The following is a 16,747-nucleotide window of genomic DNA, read 5'->3' as shown; positions in this document are numbered from 1 at the left end:
ATGAAAAAGAGTCTTTTAGTTGCCGCACTCGGATGCGCACTAGTATCTGTATCTTCACAGGCTGATACTATCGCTGGGGTGTATGTTGGGGCTCAGGCATGGCAAACCGACACGTCAGGTGGCTTTGCCGATACCAATAATACGGCAAACTTTAGTTTTGACGATGAAACCAATTCGTCGGTGTATATCGCACTAGAACATCCGGTTCCGTTTTTACCGAATGTTAAGATAAACCAAACAACACTGGACAATTCAGGTGTAACAACACTCGACTCTAGCTTTACTTTTGACGGTCAGCTTTATACGGCAAACAGCGAAGTGGCTACCGATATTGATTTAACCTCTACCGATCTTATTCTTTACTACGAGTTGTTTGATAACGACTTGGTAAGTTTCGATTTAGGTATTAATGCAAAATACATCGACGGTGCATTGTTGGTAAACGATAGAGCCAGTGCTACGCAAGGGTCTGCAGAATTCTCAGGCATCGTGCCAATGGCTTACTCAAAAATTCAGGTTGGTTTACCGTTTACAGGGTTGTCTGCATACGCCGAGGGAAGCTATTTGTCTTTTGACGATCATGAGTTAAGTGATTATCAAGTGGCTGTTGCTTATTCTTTTATCGAAAGTATTGCCATAGACATGACGGTGCAACTAGGTTACAGAAACGTCACAGTTGATATTGAAGACTTAGACGATGTTTATGCCGACATGGAGTTTGACGGCGTATTTGCTGGGCTAGAGCTACATTTCTAGTCTTTGTAACAGGTATTAATGAAGGCGCTTCTGCTATGCAGATAGCGCCTTTTTTATTTCAATAATGCTTTTAAGCACATTCAGTAATAAAAAAGTCTCATTTATTCTTTTCTCTTCTCGAATAAAGCCGTTAGCCTAGCGACATCGAAAAAGGGCTATAAGACTATGTCAAAAGATTCTAACTCAACAACAGTGTCAAATTCAGCGCCAGGCGCGGTAGTAAATGAACAGCAGTGGAATGCGATCACGCAAGCTATTGCTGGTCTAAATCGTGATCAGCTCACCTGGGTGAGTGGTTATGCTGCGGGTATGGCGGCTGCGCAGGGCGGGGCCGTTGCGCCGTCGTTGCAAGCAGCATCTGTGTCAGCGGGGGATGCTCCCACACTTACTATTTTGTACGGCTCTCAAACTGGTAACGCCAAAGCGTTAGCCCACGAGTGCCAAGCGAAAGCGGAAGGTGCTGGGTATAACAGCAAGCTGGTGAGCATGGCCGATTATAAAGCCCGCAACCTCAAAAGCGAAACTCACGTTGCCGTGTTCGTTAGTACTCATGGCGAAGGCGATGCGCCAGACGATGCCATTGAGCTGCATGAATACGTGGCAAGTAAAAAAGCGCCGAAGTTAGCGAATACAAAGTACGGCGTAGTAAGCCTAGGAGATAGTAGCTACGAATTTTTCTGCCAAACCGGCAAAGACTTCGACGAGCGTTTGTCTAAGTTAGGTGCAACTGCGGTTATCGACCGCTTAGATTGTGACGTAGATTACGAAGCCGAAGCAGAGGCGTGGTTAAATAGCTTTATCGACTCATTGAAAGAAGATTTTACAGTCTCTGCAGCTCCGGCTGTAGCGGCGCAAACCGGTGTTGCAGTTGCGGGAGCCCCAGCGCAAACTTACACAAAGAAAGCGCCTTACACTGCCTCGTTGATTGAATCGCAAAAAATCACTGGCAGAGACTCGATTAAAGATATTCGTCATATCGAAATTAGCCTTGAAGACTCAGGGATTACCTACAAACCAGGCGATGCCCTTGGCGTATGGTTTAAAAATGCCCCTTCGTTGGTTAACGACCTTATTACACTGCTTTCTCTTGATGAAAACGCAGAGGTCGTGGTGGCAGAAAGTGCGATGACGCTAAAAGAGGCGCTTACCTCTAAGCTTGAGTTAACACTTAGCTATCCTAATTTCATCAAGGCCTATCAGTCTGCGACGGGGTCTGAAGGTTTGGCGGCGCTGATGGAAGACAAAGCACAGCTTCGTACTTACATGGCCGACAGACAAATTATTGATATTGTTCGCGATCATGTAGGCAGTATTTCTGCGCAGCAACTTGTCGACGCATTGCGTCCTCTTACTCCGCGACTCTATTCAATTGCGTCTAGCCAGGCCGATGTCGAAGACGAAGTTCACCTTACGGTAGCCCACGTTGATTATGAGGCTTTTGGAGAACGTCACCAGGGCGGCGCATCGGGTTACCTTTGCGAATACCTTGAGGAAAACGGTGAAGTAGAGATATTTGTTGAAAACAACGATAACTTCCGCCTGCCTGCCGATCCTAATACGCCGGTTATCATGGTGGGTCCTGGAACAGGTATCGCACCGTTCAGGTCGTTTATGCAAGAGCGAGATGTACAAGAAGCAGAAGGCAAAAACTGGTTATTTTTCGGTAACCCGCATTTCACCCAAGACTTCTTGTATCAAGTTGAATGGCAAGGTTATGTAAAAGAAGGTTTGCTAGACAAAATAACGTTAGCGTTCTCACGGGATCAAGAAGAGAAGGTTTACGTTCAGCACCGACTACTCGAAAACGGCAAAGAAGTGTTCGAATGGTTAGAGCAAGGCGCTCATTTCTACGTTTGTGGCGATGCTATGCACATGGCGAAAGATGTTGAAGAAGCGCTGATCAAGATTGTGCAAGAGCACGGTGGCAAGTCAGAAGCTGATGCGAAAAAATACGTGGTTGAATTGCGTAAAGCGAAACGTTATCAAAAGGATGTCTATTAATGAGTAATGAAAACTCTCCATTCGTTGTTGAGGGCAAATTAGCCGACAACGAAAGATTAAAGCGTGAAAGTAATAACCTTCGCGGCACAATAGAAACCGACCTGAAAGACGACCTTACAGGCGGCTTTACGGCTGATAACTTCCAGTTAATTCGCTTCCACGGTATGTATCAGCAGGATGACAGAGATATTCGCGCAGAGCGTGCGAAGCAAAAGCTCGAACCGCTGCAAAACGTCATGCTGAGAGCGCGGTTACCTGGCGGCGTAATTATGCCCGACCAGTGGCTAGCCATAGACAAGTTCGCCGCTGACCACACGTTGTACGGCAGTATCCGTTTAACTACGCGACAGACTTTTCAGTTTCACGGTGTGCTTAAGCCAAAAATTAAGTCCATGCACCAGATGCTCAACAAAGCGGGTATTGACTCAATTGCGACAGCAGGTGACGTAAACAGAAACGTACTGTGTACCTCTAACCCTGTAGAGTCAGAACTGCATGTAGAAGCATTTGAGTGGGCTAAAAAGATAAGCGAACACTTACTTCCTAAAACACGTGCTTACGCTGAAATTTGGTTAGATGGCGAAAAAGTGGAAACCACAGAAAAGCCGGTTGAACCCATTCTTGGCGATAACTACCTTCCGCGTAAGTTTAAAACCACGGTGGTTATCCCACCGCAAAACGACGTTGACGTACATGCGAACGATTTGAACTTTGTTGCCATTGCAGAAGACGGCAAGCTGGTTGGCTTTAACGTATTAGTCGGTGGTGGTCTTGCGATGACCCATGGAGATAAAAGTACATATCCTCGTAAGGCCACGGACTTTGGTTATATTCCGCTAGAAAACACCCTTGATATTGCAGCAGCGGTAGTCACTGTCCAGCGCGACTGGGGCAACCGTGTTAATCGTAAGAATGCAAAAACCAAATACACCCTCGAACGAGTTGGTGTAGATAACTTTAAAGCTGAAGTTGAAAAGCGTGCAAACGTTAGGTTTCAAGAGAGTCGACCGTATGAATTTACCGAACGTGGCGATCGCTTTGGCTGGGTAGAAGGGATAGACGGCAAATACCATTTAACCGTGTTCATAGAAAACGGTCGAATTTTAGATTACCCCGGAAAGACCTTAAAAACAGGTTGTGCTGAAATTGCCAAAATTCATAAAGGCGATTTCAGGCTAACGGCTAATCAAAACCTGGTGATTGCTGGCGTTGCGCCAGCTGATAAGGAAAAAGTAGAAGCATTGGCTCGTGAGCACGGATTAATTGCCCCTGCGGTATCTAATCAGCGTCTCGATTCAATGGCGTGTGTTTCATTACCAACCTGCCCGCTAGCGATGGCAGAAGCTGAGCGTTATTTACCGGATGCTGTTACTGAACTTGAAGGGTTGTTGGCGAAACATGGCCTTGCCGATGATAGCGTAATTTTCCGTGTTACAGGCTGCCCGAATGGTTGTGGTCGCGCCATGCTCTCTGAAGTAGGGTTGGTAGGAAAAGGCCCTGGCAAGTATAACCTGCATTTAGGTGGCGATCGCGAAGGAACTCGTATCCCTCGTATGTATCGTGAAAACATCAGCGAGCAAGAAATTATGTCAGAGCTCGATACGCTGTTTGGTCAGTGGGCTAGCAATCGAGAAGACGGCGAGGCGTTTGGAGATTTTGTTGTTCGTACCGGCGTTGTTAAACCGGTAGTTGATTCAGCGCGTGATTTCTATGAGCAATAATACGGCGGTTAAAGAGCAGGTATTATCGCTAGATATCAGCAAGGAAGAGCTTGCTGATATCAACGGGTCGCTCGAAGCGATGACGGCACAACAACGGGTGGAGTGGGCCTTTGATAATTTGCCTGATACCCATATTGTGTCTTCAAGCTTCGGCGCTCAGTCTGCGGTAATGCTGCATATGCTGACACAAGCAAAGCCAGATATTCCTGTTGTGTTAACTGACACGGGCTACTTGTTTCCAGAGACTTATCAATTTATTGATGAGTTGGTTGCGAAGCTCAAGCTTAATTTGCACGTTTACCAAGCGAATATGTCATCAGCTTGGCAAGAGGCTCGATTTGGAAGGCTCTGGGAGCAAGGTATTGAGGGAATTGAAACCTACAATTCCCTCAATAAAGTCGAGCCCATGCAAAGGGCGTTAGAAGAGTTGAAAGCCGGTACTTGGTTTGCGGGTTTGCGTCGCAGTCAGTCTGATTCTCGAGGGAAGTTGCCTGTTCTTCAAAAAGTATCAGGGCAGTTTAAACTCTACCCCATCATAGATTGGAGCAACAAAGATCTGCACTACTATTTAAAAGAGCACAGTCTTTCTTATCATCCGCTTTGGGAACAAGGCTATGTGTCGATTGGCGACTGGCATACCACACAGTCGTTACAAGAGGGCATGGAAGAGCAAGATACACGCTTTTTTGGTCTTAAAAGAGAGTGCGGATTGCACGAATTCGGTGATGGTATTTAATTTACCTGGTTGACTGCATGTGTCTCACACTTGTGAGGCAAGCTGTCATGTAATGTCAAATACTTCGCTTAGAATCGTTTTTATATGTTGCACATAAAGGGGGTTCGTATTTTTCCCCACAAGCTTAAACAACTCACTACCAACGGGCGTAAACTTATAATAAACCAGCGCCACGCCTTGAGTTTTACACGTCAGTGTAAAGGTGTCGTTAACGCATCGCCATGAGGTTTGTTGCCCTTCTCTGTATTCACCGCTTTCAATTTCACTGGCGTAAATTAGTTTCATTTCTTGAAGTGATAGTAAATCCGGATAACTTAATCCCACGCTTGCGAGATTGATGTGTTCTGGCACTGGTTTCTTAAAAATCGACAGCAACCCCTTTCTCTTGTGATAACCCACTAAGATACGAGGCACAGAGTCATTATTTTGTTTACTCGCTACGTTAACCGCTTTGATAAACACTTTGGCGTCGCGATGGGTGAGAGATTTCAGGGTTTGTAAACTTCGCAGCGAAAAACTACCGGGCCTGGATACTTCAACCGCAAAAATTTTTCCCCAAAGCTCTTGCATTGGCGCGCTATAAATTTCTTCAGCTAATGTGCTAAATGCAAAAAACCAATCTGGATCAAGGTTGTCGCTTGTTTGTTCGTTGATTGTTACATTTAGTGCTATATTCAGTATAGATTTTAGATTGTTCGCTTTTTGTATCTGAAGGATTTTTTTACGCCGCTCAATGGCATGTTCTTGTTTTTTCAGATCTAATGACAGCACCGACGGGGTAATACCTACTCTAGAAAACCAAGACAGCATACGCTGCCTACTCACCTCAATGTCTGCATTTTTGTTTGCAGACTCTTTAGTGTGAGTCGATGGATTAGCGGGCTCTTCTTTACTACGCAGAGGCGGGGACGTTGTCTTTACCTCTTGAGCTAGCAACTGTGGGGTAATTTTCATAAAAGTTATGGCAAATTCATTTGTAACAATACGTAACAGAGTGTCACTATTGCATTGCATGCCAGTTTTATCAATGTAATCGTTACGCGATACAGAGTTGTGTTTTATTTAAATTGGGGAAATAAGCGGTTATGTCGGCAACGGATTACGAAAACGACGAACTTATCTTTTTAGATGACGACGCTACGGATATTGAGCTAAAGCTAGGGAGAGATTGGAATATTCTTATTGTCGATGACGATGACGAAATTCATACGGTAACTCGCCTTGCGTTATCTGATTTGATAGTCAACGACCGTAAGTTGAACTTCATCCATGCTCATTCTGCCAAAGAAGCGAAAGAGCGCCTTCATGAATATGGCAACACGATTGCCATTATTCTTCTTGACGTAGTGATGGAAACTGACGACGCCGGATTCGATGTCGTTAAGTATATCCGTGAAGAGATGGGGTTAAACGAGCCACGTATTATCCTGCGAACTGGTCAGCCAGGCTTTGCTCCTGAAGAGCAAGTGATCAAGCTATACGATATCAACGATTACAAAACCAAAACAGAGCTTACTCGGTCTAAACTGCTCACGACGATTATCTCCTCCATTCGTTCTTATCAGCAGATAATGACCATTAGCCAAAGTCGCATTGGCCTCGAAAAAATTATTGCATCCTCGGCAAATTTGTTTGAAGAACACTCGGTAAAAGCATTTTGTGAGGGCGTGGTAACACAAATTAGCTCTCTGATTGGTCTCGAGTCGGAGGGGCTGCTTTGTGCGCGTGCAGGGTCACTGCTTGACTTAGATGATGAAAATATTTACGTGCTTGGAGCGGCTGGAGAATATGCCGAGTTTATCAACCAGCCTGTTGATACCATCCATAACGATGAAATAACAGAAAATGTGCATCGCTGCTTACGATTAAAACAACATATATTTGATATATCTTGTTCGGTTTTATACATAAGTAGAGCGGGCTTTGAAGCTGCGGTATACATGAGACAAACCCATGGCATAAATGAACTAGATAAACACTTACTGGAAGTATTTTTATCAAGTATCTCTGTTGGATATGAAAACGTTAACTTATTCCACGAGCTTCGCAACGCCGCCTTCAGGGATTGGTTAACCCGTCTTCCTAATCGCAACCAATTTATCAACATGCTGGACAATCCAGTAAATATTGCAAGCAAAAATTGCTGCGTCGCGCTTGTTGATGTTAATCATTTTTCGGATGTGAATGATGGGCTAGGACAGGAAGTCGGTAACGACTTACTTCGCGCTATTGCAGAAAGGATGCAGTCAGCTTTGCCCAGCACCACACGGCTCAGCAGGCTAGCGGCCGATGTCTTTGGAATAATTGGCCCCGAGAGTGATGTTTGTCCCGAAGTAATCAACGCAATGTTTGATTCGTCTTTTGTGGTTGATGAGCATGCGCTACCAGTCAAAGTAAAAGTGGGCCTGTGTAAAGTTGATAATGAGCGTAATATCGGCATCGATTTACTTAGGCGAGCCAATATCGCCTTAAACCGCGCAAAGAAAAAGCTTACCGATAATTTTGAATACTACGCTAAAGATATTGAAGACCAAACAACGTGGCGTCTAGACATGATTCGACGTTTGCGTAGCGATTTTGCAGCCCGAAAACTAGAGCTATGGTTTCAACCGCAGGTGGATTTACTTACCGATAAAGTGGTTGGTATGGAGGGATTACTGCGCTGGCCTGATGGAAATGGGGGGTATATTTCACCTGCCGTTTTTGTACCGCTAGCTGAGTACTCTGGGCTCATTGTTGATATTGGCGAGTGGGTTTTAGAAGAGTCATGCCGACGACTTCAGCAGCTAAGAGAGCTTGGTTACGGGCACCTGCGGGTGGCGGTAAACATCTCTATTCCTCAATTTAGAGACAGATTTTTTGTTGATAAAGTCAAAAATGCGCTGACCGATGCTGATTGCGATCCAAGTTTACTCGAGTTAGAGATTACCGAGAGTGTGGTTATGGATGAACCACAAATTGTCATTGATGCACTGCGCGTTTTAAAAGACTATGGCGTAAAGATAGCAATCGATGATTTTGGTACAGGCTTTTCTTCAATGAGTTATCTGCAGCAACTTCCATTAGACCGATTAAAAGTAGACCGCTCTTTTGTAAAAGATATCCAACCTGGATCCCCTGCAGTGCTTGCAGAAACTATCGTGACCTTAGGTAATAAACTCGGATTGTTAACCATTGCTGAGGGAGTAGAAACTCGGGAGCAAGCGATTTATATGATTAAACTTGGCTGCGATGAAGCCCAAGGTTTTTTCTTTGCCAAGCCAATGCCGTTTAGTCAGTTAGTTGAGTTACTAAAAAACACAAGATTACCTAGGGATGAACCCTAAAGCGAAGAACGTAAAGCCAGAGAGTTAAATTGTTGGAATGACACATATTAGTCTAGGCAATTAACGTGGCGACGGTCTTTTGTAAAGTCGGCACGGTTTGTGTTTCAAACCACGGGTTCTTTGCCAGCCAGCGGTTATTTCGCCCAGAAGGATGGGGGAGTGATATACAGTTCTCGTGCTCTGTTTTAATGGCTTCGGTAAGCGTTTTATATTGTGGTAGGTAGTATTGCTGCGCGTAACGTCCTATTAATATGGTAAGTTCGGGTTTTACGAAATGAAGGAGAGACTCATGCCACGTTGGGGCACATATCTTCATAGGTGGCGCATCTGCGCCATTCTTATAACCCGGAAAACAGAACCCCATAGGCATAATAGAAAACAGTTCTGGTTTGTAAAACGTGTCTTTATCCACGCCCAACCACTGTCGCAGGCGTGTACCACTAGGGTCAATAAAAGGGATATAGTTTTTGTGAGCAGTTAACCCTGGCGCTTGACTAATAATAAGCACCTTTGTGCGTTCCGCTAAAGATAAAATTGGGCGTGGCGGGTGAGATAGTTCACTGGCGCAGAGTGAACACGTTTTGGCTCGGTGTACTAAGTGTGCAAATTCAGCCAACTTTTTCTCCAAATATTTCACTTTGTCATATTACTGTCACAAAGCTATGATGCAGATTGACTACTTCCCGTAAATGGCGTATTCTCACACTAACAGTACAATAATGTACTTAAGGAGAAAAGACATGCGTAAAGTAGTATTCAGTTTAGCCCTTTTAGCTTCATTTGGCATAGCGCATGCGGACTCTGGTAGTGACCAGCTTTTCGATTGTATGGACGCTAAAACGTTCGAAATGAATAACCAATGTATGGCCAACACAATTGGCAATAACATTCGTTTCCGTAATGCTCAACAAGAACTCGTTAAAATCGCGAACGATAGCCAAGGCGATTATGCGATTGCCACTATGACATTTGATCAAGAAAAAATGCATATTGACGTTGTTGCACACAAAGAGTCGCTAAACGCGCTTGCAGCAAACAGAAATTAAAATGAAGTGTTAATACGAGAAGCCGGCATTTTGCCGGCTTTTTTCTTTCTAAAATATTCTGTTTAAACCATTGATAGCCGCAACTCTGTAAGCTTCTGCCATTGTGGGGTAGTTAAAGGTGGTATTCACAAAGTAATCAATCGTGTTGCCTTCTCCCTTCTGCTGCATAATTGCCTGTCCGATATGCACAATCTCAGACGCACGCTCACCAAAACAATGAATTCCCAGTATCTCTTTAGTTTCACGATGGAACAGTATTTTCAAGCTACCGGTTTGGGTAGATGCAATCTGAGCTCGCGCTAGATGCTTGAATTGAGCTCTCCCCACTTCATAGGGCACTTTCGCTGCGGTAAGCTCTTGCTCAGTTTTACCAACTGAACTAATTTCGGGAATGGTGTAGATACCTGATGGAATATCGGCCACTAAAGAGGCATGAGTCTTACCAGCTAGCATTGCTTCAGCAGCAAAACGGCCCTGGTTATAAGCGGCAGACGCTAAACTAGGATATCCAATCACATCTCCAACAGCATAAACATTATCCACGTCGGTCTGATAATTTTCATTCACCTTCAGCTGACCTCTGCTGTCAGCTTTTAAGCCGATATTCTCAAGCTTTAACGTGTCTGTGTTACCCGTTCTTCCGTTTGCAAATAGTAAACAGTCAGCCCTCATCCGCTTACCAGATTCTAAATTAAGAATGACAGAATCGTCCGTTGTCTCTACCGACGCATAGGTTTCGTTATGACGTATAAGTACACCGTTATTCCACAAGTGATAGCTCAGCGCATCTGATATTTCCGTATCGAGAAACGATAGCAGGCGATCGCGCATATTCACTAAGTCTACTTTCACACCTAGACCGCGAAAAATACTCGCGTATTCCGAACCAATAACACCTGCACCGTAAATGATAATAGATTTAGGATCGTGCTTAAGTGATAAAATGGTGTCTGAGTTGTACACACGAGGATGATTGAAATCGATATCTTTAGGAGTGTAGGGGCGAGAACCCGTTGCTAATGCAAATTGCCCTGCTGTAACAATGTCTTTTGATCCGTCTTTGCGAGTAATTTGAAGTGTATGTGCATCGATAAAGCTGGCTTCACCGTGAAATAAGGTAACGCGATTTCTGTCGTAAAATGACGATCTCAATCTGGTCTGGCTATTAACAACACCACTGGCGTGACGCATGATTTCAGAAAACGTTAAACTTCTACTGAGATGATTGTCAGCAAAGAGGGGCGAACTATTATATTCAATTAAACGACTCACCGAATGGCGAAGTGCCTTAGAAGGTATAGTTCCCCAATGTGTGCATCCGCCACCAACTGCCTCATAACGTTCAACAACAGCCACTTTTTTACCCGCTTTGGCTAGCTGCATGGCTACCCCCTCTCCGCCAGGGCCTGTACCAATGACGATTGCGTCGTAGTGATATGATGGAGTTTTTTGCTTTGCTGCCATGTTGTCTTCCTTTTGAATTTGAACGCGTAAGGACTGTATGAGCTGGTTTAATAGTACCTTATTTATACCTTACTACTGCCTTTACAAATAGCTATAGAAGTAAATAGCACATAAAAAAAACCACATGCAACGCATTACATGTGGTTTTTTATTTCAGCTGTGATTTATAGCTGATTAAGCCATTTGCAAAGAAAGCGTCTGAAGCTGCAGCCACTTCTCTTTCTGAACTGCAAATGAATGCTTTAACTCTTTGTACTTATACGTCAGTTCCAACCCTTCAAGGGTGCGCTGAAAAGACTTCTGCTTCACTCGCATTATTCGCTTCTTTGTAGAGTAATAATCGCTCATGCGGTGCATAAGTAAATCGTACTCTTTCTGAATGGTGTTCATCATTTCATCGGCATTAGGAAGCATCGACACTTTTTCGCTCGCCCTCTGAAGTTGCATCGCAGCAAGTGCTTTTTCAATGCGCTCTTCGGGAACCTTACGAAGATTTGTGGTTAAACCAACGAAGGATAACCCACGGATAAGCCATTTTGTTGGATCGAATTGATACCAACGAATACCGTTGCGATAATCGTACTCAAAGATATGGTGATAGTTATGATACCCCTCACCAAAAGTGAAAAAGGCTAGCAACCCATTATCCCTCGCCGTATTTTTATCTGTGTAGGGCTGTTTGCCCCAAAAATGAGCAAGTGAATTAATAAAAAACGTGACGTGGTGGACTAGCACAAGGCGAAGCACGCCTGCAATTAAAATCATGCCCATAACATCGCCGTTTAACCAACCCAATAAACCTGTTATACCGAAGTTCGCCACTAGAACGATGGGAAGATAGTAATTATGTTGCCACATTACCACCTTGTCTTTCTGCAGATCTTTGCAATTACGGTAATCGTCATACCGATTTGATTGATACTCACGCAGCATCCAGCCGATATGCGCAAACCACAAACCTTTCTTTGCTGAGTACGGATCGTTGTCATTGTCGTCTACATGACGGTGATGAACACGGTGATCTGAAGACCAGTGAAGTATGCTGTTTTGCAGTGCCATAGCACCACCAACTGCTAGAATTACTCGTACTACAATGTTCGCATCGTATGTTTTATGCGACCACAGGCGGTGATAACCGGCAGTGATCGACATACCGGTAAAGTAAAATAAAAAAATAGCTGCGCTTATTTCGACCCAGTCTATTCCACGATACGCCACCCATAGCGGGGCACCAATGAATGCAATCGCACCGGATACAATAAATACCAGCACATTTGTTAATATTAGAGGAGGTTTTTTCATTTTTGACCACTTGGCTTACAACTGTTCGCTAATTTATCGTTTTATGCATTCTCAGGCAAGTAAAACTAGGTTAAGTTCTGCTAACCTAGCTAAACTTTAATTATTATAGACCAGCGAAACGCCCCGTAAATACAAAGACAATTCTAGATGCTATTATTTTTTTCTTGGACTTTGCGATTATGCTAGAACGCCTAACTTTAATGTAGGACGCAATGTAAAGTTATGTGTAGTCTTAAGGCAGACAATGGGATAATCCGAAAAGGTATGAAGAAGTGGTATTAATGTGAGTCGACAAGAACAAAAATTAAAAACCCGTCAAAATATTATTCATGCGGCATTTTCATTGCTTGATGAAAATAGAAGCCTATCAGCGATTAGTCTTCGTGAAGTGGCGCGGGAAGCAGGCATTGCGCCTACTTCCTTCTATCGTCACTTTAAAGATATGGACGAACTTGGTTTAACTTTGGTTGATGAGGCCGGTCTAGCTCTGAGGCAATTAATGCGACAGGCGCGTCGTCGAATTGCATCGGGTGGTGGCGTTATTCACACATCTGTTGAAACCTTTATGGAGTTTATTGCTGCAAACACCAACGTGTTTCGGTTGCTATTGAGAGAGCATACGGGTACGTCGTCTGCCTATCGACTGGCGGTATTCAGAGAAATTCAGCATTTTATTGATGAATTAACCGACTACATTATCGAAAAGCAAGGTGTAGAGTATGCATCAGCGCATATGCAAGCCGATGCCATGGTGAGACTTGTTTTTAGTGCAGGTGCGGAAGCTCTTGAGGCTGATGACAAGCTGCGCTGCGAAATTGGAGAGAAAGTCAAAACTCAATTGCGATTTGTTCAATTAGGGGCAACGATAAAGCGTTAGTTCTTCCCTCTTCTGACTAATGCGCTATTCCCATCAGATCACTATCTACGGATTGCCTATAAGATTAATGCCAAAAGGAGACGCAGAGGCAGTAACAGTGCAATATTTGTTATTGCCCTATTTTTAACGCGTTATTTTCTAGTCAACAACACGCCGGCTTCTATGTGGTGTGTAAATGGAAATTGGTCGAATAACGCAGTTTTGGCCACAGTATGAGTAGTGCACAATAATTGCAGATTATCGGCTAACGTCTCTGGGTTACAGGATATATAGATAATATTGTCGTAATCTTGAATCATTTTTAATGAGTCCTCGTCCAGCCCTGCACGAGGTGGGTCGACTAACACAGTTGTGAAGTTATAATCGCTAAGTTCAATGCCTTCCAAACGACTGAAGGTACGCTTTCCTCTCATGGCTTGAGTAAATTCTTCTGCTGCCAACCGTACGATTTTCACATTGTCTAACTGATTCTGCTCAATATTGTACTGCGCTGCGTTCACCGAGGGCTTCGCTATCTCGGTACCAATTACGTTGTCGAAGTGACTTGCCAGAGGAATTGAAAAATTACCAGCACCACAATACATTTCTAACAGATCGCCTTTAAGCGGCTTAACACAATCCAGTGCCCACTCGATCATATCGCAATTCACTTTCGCATTAGGTTGAGTAAAACTATTCTCAATATGCTTGAATATAAATTCGCGGTTATTAATGGGCAGCTTTTCGATGACAAAGTCATTACCAACAATAATCTTTTGCTTGCGGGCTCTACCAATAATGCTGACTGCAGGAAACAGAGTAGATAGGGTGCTTTTAAGTTCGTTTGCCTCACGTTCCCATTTGCTATCTAGCTGTCTGTGGTACAACAAACTTATGACTAATTCCCCTGACAGCGCCGATAGGTAATCGATTTGAAACAGCTTTTTACGCAGTGATTCACTCGGGCGCACTATGTCTAAAAGTGCCGCCATGGCTTTATTGATTGCCTCACAGGCTGGTTCAAACGTATCTACGCGATATTTTTCTTTTGTTTGCTGATCAAACATAATATGGAAAAGATCGTCACCGTCGTGCCAAACCCTAAACTCGGCTCGCATTCTGTAATGCGTAGGTGAAGAGGGAAATACTGACAATGATGGCGCATCAAATGCAGAAAGCAGCGACCCAAGACGATCTACTTTTTCGTCGAGTTGTGTCTGGTACTGCAACAGATTGGTAGCTGACGTCTTATTTTCCATCAATTGTTCTCCATCAAAAGCTATGGGCTAACATCTACAAGAGAAGTCGTTTCAAATCTCACTTCTCGCAAGGATGCGAATTGTAGAGGCTTCTATAATATGTGCAAACCTAAATGTTAAGCGTAGTAAAATATTCTGTATTAAAATTAAACAATATTGAGTTAGTGCCGATAAACTCTATGAGGATAGTGAGGATCAAATTATGAACGTGGGTCAAATCAAGGCTTTTATGGGCGATCAGAAGGCCGATCAAAAGACAGCAGTTCATCCTAATGAGGCACTGAAAAAGCAGCTTCAGCAAGATGGATTACAACAGGCTGCTGAGCTAGCAAAGCAGCAGGCATCAACCGTTTCTGTCAACAGCACGCAAACGAGTATTGGATTGCGGGTAGTCAGCGGTAGTCTTAGTCAAACTCTTGAGATTGACGGACAGAAGCCAAAAGAGTTGGCTGATAAGAAAGCAGAAGAAAAGAACAAGAGTTTATTCGATTTCGAAAAAGTGGCTAAGAATGTCATGCGCTTTGTGGGTGGTGTGATCCGCGGTGCTGCTGACGGTGGTGCAAGTGATGAAAAGCTTAGCGGTCTGTTCAGCCAAGCAAGAGAGGGCGTGAGCAGAGGCTTTGCAATGGCAGAGAAAGACTTAGCAGGCTTTATGAATGAGGAGCTTGAAAACGGGATCAGTAGAAGCCGTGAACTTATCGATACGGGGATAGACGATTTAGAAACCGATATATTCAATCGACAAGGTGTGGAAAACGGCAACCTAGCGCGTGTGTCAACACTTGCTGCTGCGTCGGTATCTAACGAGCAGTCAGGACAATTGTCTATACGTACTAAAGACGGCGATGAAGTCACCTTTAGCTTTGAAAGCTTGCAGTCATTCCAAGCTAGTCAACAAACGTCGTTTCAAACCCAATCAATCAGTGATGGGTCTGGTGATGGCGCAACAACTAATGTGTCTGCACAGCAAACGACGGCATTTGAATATTATGAACGAAGTGGAATTAGTTTTTCCCTAAGGGGAGAATTAGATGAAGCTGAAATGAAGTCTATCGCTGATTTGGTGGGCCAAGTTCAAGACCTGGCAGATACGTTCTATAAAGGTGACGTTGACAAGGCTTTTGAAGAGGCGTTGAGTTTAGGCTTCGACGATAAAGAATTAGTGGGTTATGCCCTTCAGTTGAACAGGTCCACACAAACTGACGTATTGAAAGCTTATGAAAACATTCAGCATTATAACGAAGATAATGATGAGCGTAGTCAGTATGGTAATGTAGTGAGTCCAGTGTCTCAGTATTTAGAAAAAATGATGAATACGTTTGAGAATGCCGAAAATACCCTAGCGTCTAATGAAGATTACAACGCATTAATAGCGGGACTTATTAGCAATATGGAAGACGTGCAGGTACCGGATCTCATCAGTGCGATAAATAGATTCCACACATTTAATCAGACATTATTAGGTGGATTGCCACAGGCAGAAATCAATACTGATAGTAATGAGTCTTCTTCTGCATCATAGGTAAACATTGGTAGGTAAAAACTAAAAGATAAAAAGGCCTGGCTTCACACCAGGCTTTTTTGCTTAAGCGTGTTCAACTTTCTCTTTCGCTGGCCTTACTTTTAAGGTGCGCTCCTGAAAAGTGGAATCATTGGTTTTTTCGATAACAGAGTCTACATCATTTGCTACTACTTCTATAAAGCCGTAACCTTTCCGTTTACCTGTTTTACGATCTTTCATAAGACGAACCGATTGAACTTCTGCATAGCTACTAAAATATTCTTTCACTGCACTTTCATTTGCACGATACGGCAAGTTACCGACGTAAAGTGTCTCAACGGCATCTGAACTTAAAGCATCGCCATCGGAAGAAGGTGAGCTTTGAATAAGTGAAGCTAGCCATGGCGTAACGATCCCGCTAATCAAAAGTGCAGCTGAGATAGTCAATGGAACGTGAACGTCCAAACTCGCTGAAGAAAATAATAAATAACCTGCGATTGCAAAAATGGCACTAATAATAGTGCACTGAATAAAGCCTACTTTCATATAACTACCTTTCTATTGTTTTTTTGGGTTGAAGGCCGAAGCTAGTTTACTCATTTGTAACAAATTGAACAATAAAATGTGAAGAAACTAGTCTAAAGACGCATAAAAGTAACAGAAATGATGAAGAAATGAACGGTTAAGATAAAAAGTTCATTAAACAGTAAAAAACACCAATTAAGTGTTGATCTTTTAGTTCAGCTATCTATAATGCGCTCCACGTTTTGAGGGGGCTA

General features: G+C 43.5%; 14 protein-coding genes. 8 read left to right on the top strand and 6 right to left on the bottom strand.

Going from position 1 to position 16,747, the window contains the following annotated elements; genetic code table 11:
- The 4 genes from ACOJR9_RS15830 (at position 1) to ACOJR9_RS15815 (ending at position 5,214) form a co-directional block, all read left to right on the top strand.
- Positions 1 to 756, top strand: a complete 756-nt coding sequence (locus ACOJR9_RS15830) for a TIGR04219 family outer membrane beta-barrel protein (protein WP_420933879.1) — start codon at positions 1 to 3, stop codon at positions 754 to 756.
- Between the two features lie 165 nt (positions 757 to 921).
- Positions 922 to 2,757 carry an assimilatory sulfite reductase (NADPH) flavoprotein subunit gene (locus ACOJR9_RS15825; RefSeq protein ID WP_420933878.1) on the top strand — a complete coding sequence of 612 codons (1,836 nt, stop codon included), beginning with the start codon at positions 922 to 924 and terminating at the stop codon, positions 2,755 to 2,757.
- Positions 2,757 to 4,478 (top strand): assimilatory sulfite reductase (NADPH) hemoprotein subunit, encoded by a 1,722-nt coding sequence (gene cysI / locus ACOJR9_RS15820; RefSeq protein WP_420933877.1) that lies wholly within the window; start codon positions 2,757 to 2,759, stop codon positions 4,476 to 4,478. The genes ACOJR9_RS15825 and cysI overlap by 1 nt, the downstream gene beginning before the upstream one ends.
- Complete coding sequence (locus ACOJR9_RS15815) at positions 4,468 to 5,214, top strand: phosphoadenylyl-sulfate reductase (protein ID WP_420933876.1); 747 nt, start codon at positions 4,468 to 4,470, stop codon at positions 5,212 to 5,214. The genes cysI and ACOJR9_RS15815 overlap by 11 nt, the downstream gene beginning before the upstream one ends.
- Before the next feature lie 45 nt (positions 5,215 to 5,259).
- Here ACOJR9_RS15815 and ACOJR9_RS15810 read toward each other — a convergent pair whose 3' ends face one another.
- The gene (locus tag ACOJR9_RS15810) at positions 5,260 to 6,168 is read right to left on the bottom strand and encodes a TIGR03899 family protein (protein WP_420933875.1); all 909 of its coding nucleotides are present in this window, start codon (positions 6,166 to 6,168) and stop codon (positions 5,260 to 5,262) included.
- Between the two features lie 131 nt (positions 6,169 to 6,299).
- Here ACOJR9_RS15810 and ACOJR9_RS15805 point away from each other — a divergent pair, with 131 nt between their 5' ends.
- The gene (locus ACOJR9_RS15805; protein ID WP_420933874.1) at positions 6,300 to 8,540 is read left to right on the top strand and encodes an EAL domain-containing protein; all 2,241 of its coding nucleotides are present in this window, start codon (positions 6,300 to 6,302) and stop codon (positions 8,538 to 8,540) included.
- A 52-nt stretch (positions 8,541 to 8,592) separates the two neighbouring features.
- Here the strand turns inward: ACOJR9_RS15805 and ACOJR9_RS15800 are convergent, their stop codons facing one another.
- On the bottom strand, positions 8,593 to 9,156 hold the full coding sequence (locus tag ACOJR9_RS15800; RefSeq protein WP_420933873.1) for a uracil-DNA glycosylase family protein: 564 nt from the start codon (positions 9,154 to 9,156) through the stop codon (positions 8,593 to 8,595).
- A 124-nt stretch (positions 9,157 to 9,280) separates the two neighbouring features.
- Here ACOJR9_RS15800 and ACOJR9_RS15795 point away from each other — a divergent pair, with 124 nt between their 5' ends.
- Positions 9,281 to 9,586, top strand: coding sequence for a pyridine nucleotide transhydrogenase (locus tag ACOJR9_RS15795; protein WP_420933872.1), 306 nt, complete (start codon positions 9,281 to 9,283; stop codon positions 9,584 to 9,586).
- A 48-nt stretch (positions 9,587 to 9,634) separates the two neighbouring features.
- On the opposite strand, the gene sthA is transcribed toward ACOJR9_RS15795, so the two are convergent.
- Both sthA and ACOJR9_RS15785 read right to left on the bottom strand, forming a co-directional pair.
- The gene (gene sthA, locus ACOJR9_RS15790; RefSeq protein ID WP_420933871.1) at positions 9,635 to 11,050 is read right to left on the bottom strand and encodes a Si-specific NAD(P)(+) transhydrogenase; all 1,416 of its coding nucleotides are present in this window, start codon (positions 11,048 to 11,050) and stop codon (positions 9,635 to 9,637) included.
- Between the two features lie 174 nt (positions 11,051 to 11,224).
- Positions 11,225 to 12,352 (bottom strand): acyl-CoA desaturase, encoded by a 1,128-nt coding sequence (locus ACOJR9_RS15785; protein WP_420933870.1) that lies wholly within the window; start codon positions 12,350 to 12,352, stop codon positions 11,225 to 11,227.
- 283 nt (positions 12,353 to 12,635) lie between these two features.
- Between ACOJR9_RS15785 and fabR the strand changes: the two genes are divergently transcribed.
- On the top strand, positions 12,636 to 13,229 hold the full coding sequence (fabR, locus tag ACOJR9_RS15780; RefSeq protein ID WP_420933869.1) for an HTH-type transcriptional repressor FabR: 594 nt from the start codon (positions 12,636 to 12,638) through the stop codon (positions 13,227 to 13,229).
- Positions 13,230 to 13,360: 131 nt separating this feature from the next.
- On the opposite strand, the gene trmA is transcribed toward fabR, so the two are convergent.
- Complete coding sequence (gene trmA, locus ACOJR9_RS15775; protein WP_420933868.1) at positions 13,361 to 14,467, bottom strand: tRNA (uridine(54)-C5)-methyltransferase TrmA; 1,107 nt, start codon at positions 14,465 to 14,467, stop codon at positions 13,361 to 13,363.
- Positions 14,468 to 14,669: 202 nt separating this feature from the next.
- Here trmA and ACOJR9_RS15770 point away from each other — a divergent pair, with 202 nt between their 5' ends.
- Positions 14,670 to 15,989, top strand: a complete 1,320-nt coding sequence (locus ACOJR9_RS15770) for a DUF5610 domain-containing protein (RefSeq protein WP_420933867.1) — start codon at positions 14,670 to 14,672, stop codon at positions 15,987 to 15,989.
- A gap of 63 nt (positions 15,990 to 16,052) precedes the next feature.
- Here ACOJR9_RS15770 and ACOJR9_RS15765 read toward each other — a convergent pair whose 3' ends face one another.
- Positions 16,053 to 16,514 (bottom strand): RNA recognition motif domain-containing protein, encoded by a 462-nt coding sequence (locus ACOJR9_RS15765; RefSeq protein ID WP_420933866.1) that lies wholly within the window; start codon positions 16,512 to 16,514, stop codon positions 16,053 to 16,055.
- Between the last annotated feature and the right edge of the window lie 233 nt (positions 16,515 to 16,747).

Origin of the sequence: Alteromonas ulvae (assembly GCF_048987005.1) — a bacterium.
GTDB lineage: Bacteria > Pseudomonadota > Gammaproteobacteria > Enterobacterales > Alteromonadaceae > Alteromonas.
This window is presented reverse-complemented; position numbering and strand designations above follow the sequence as displayed.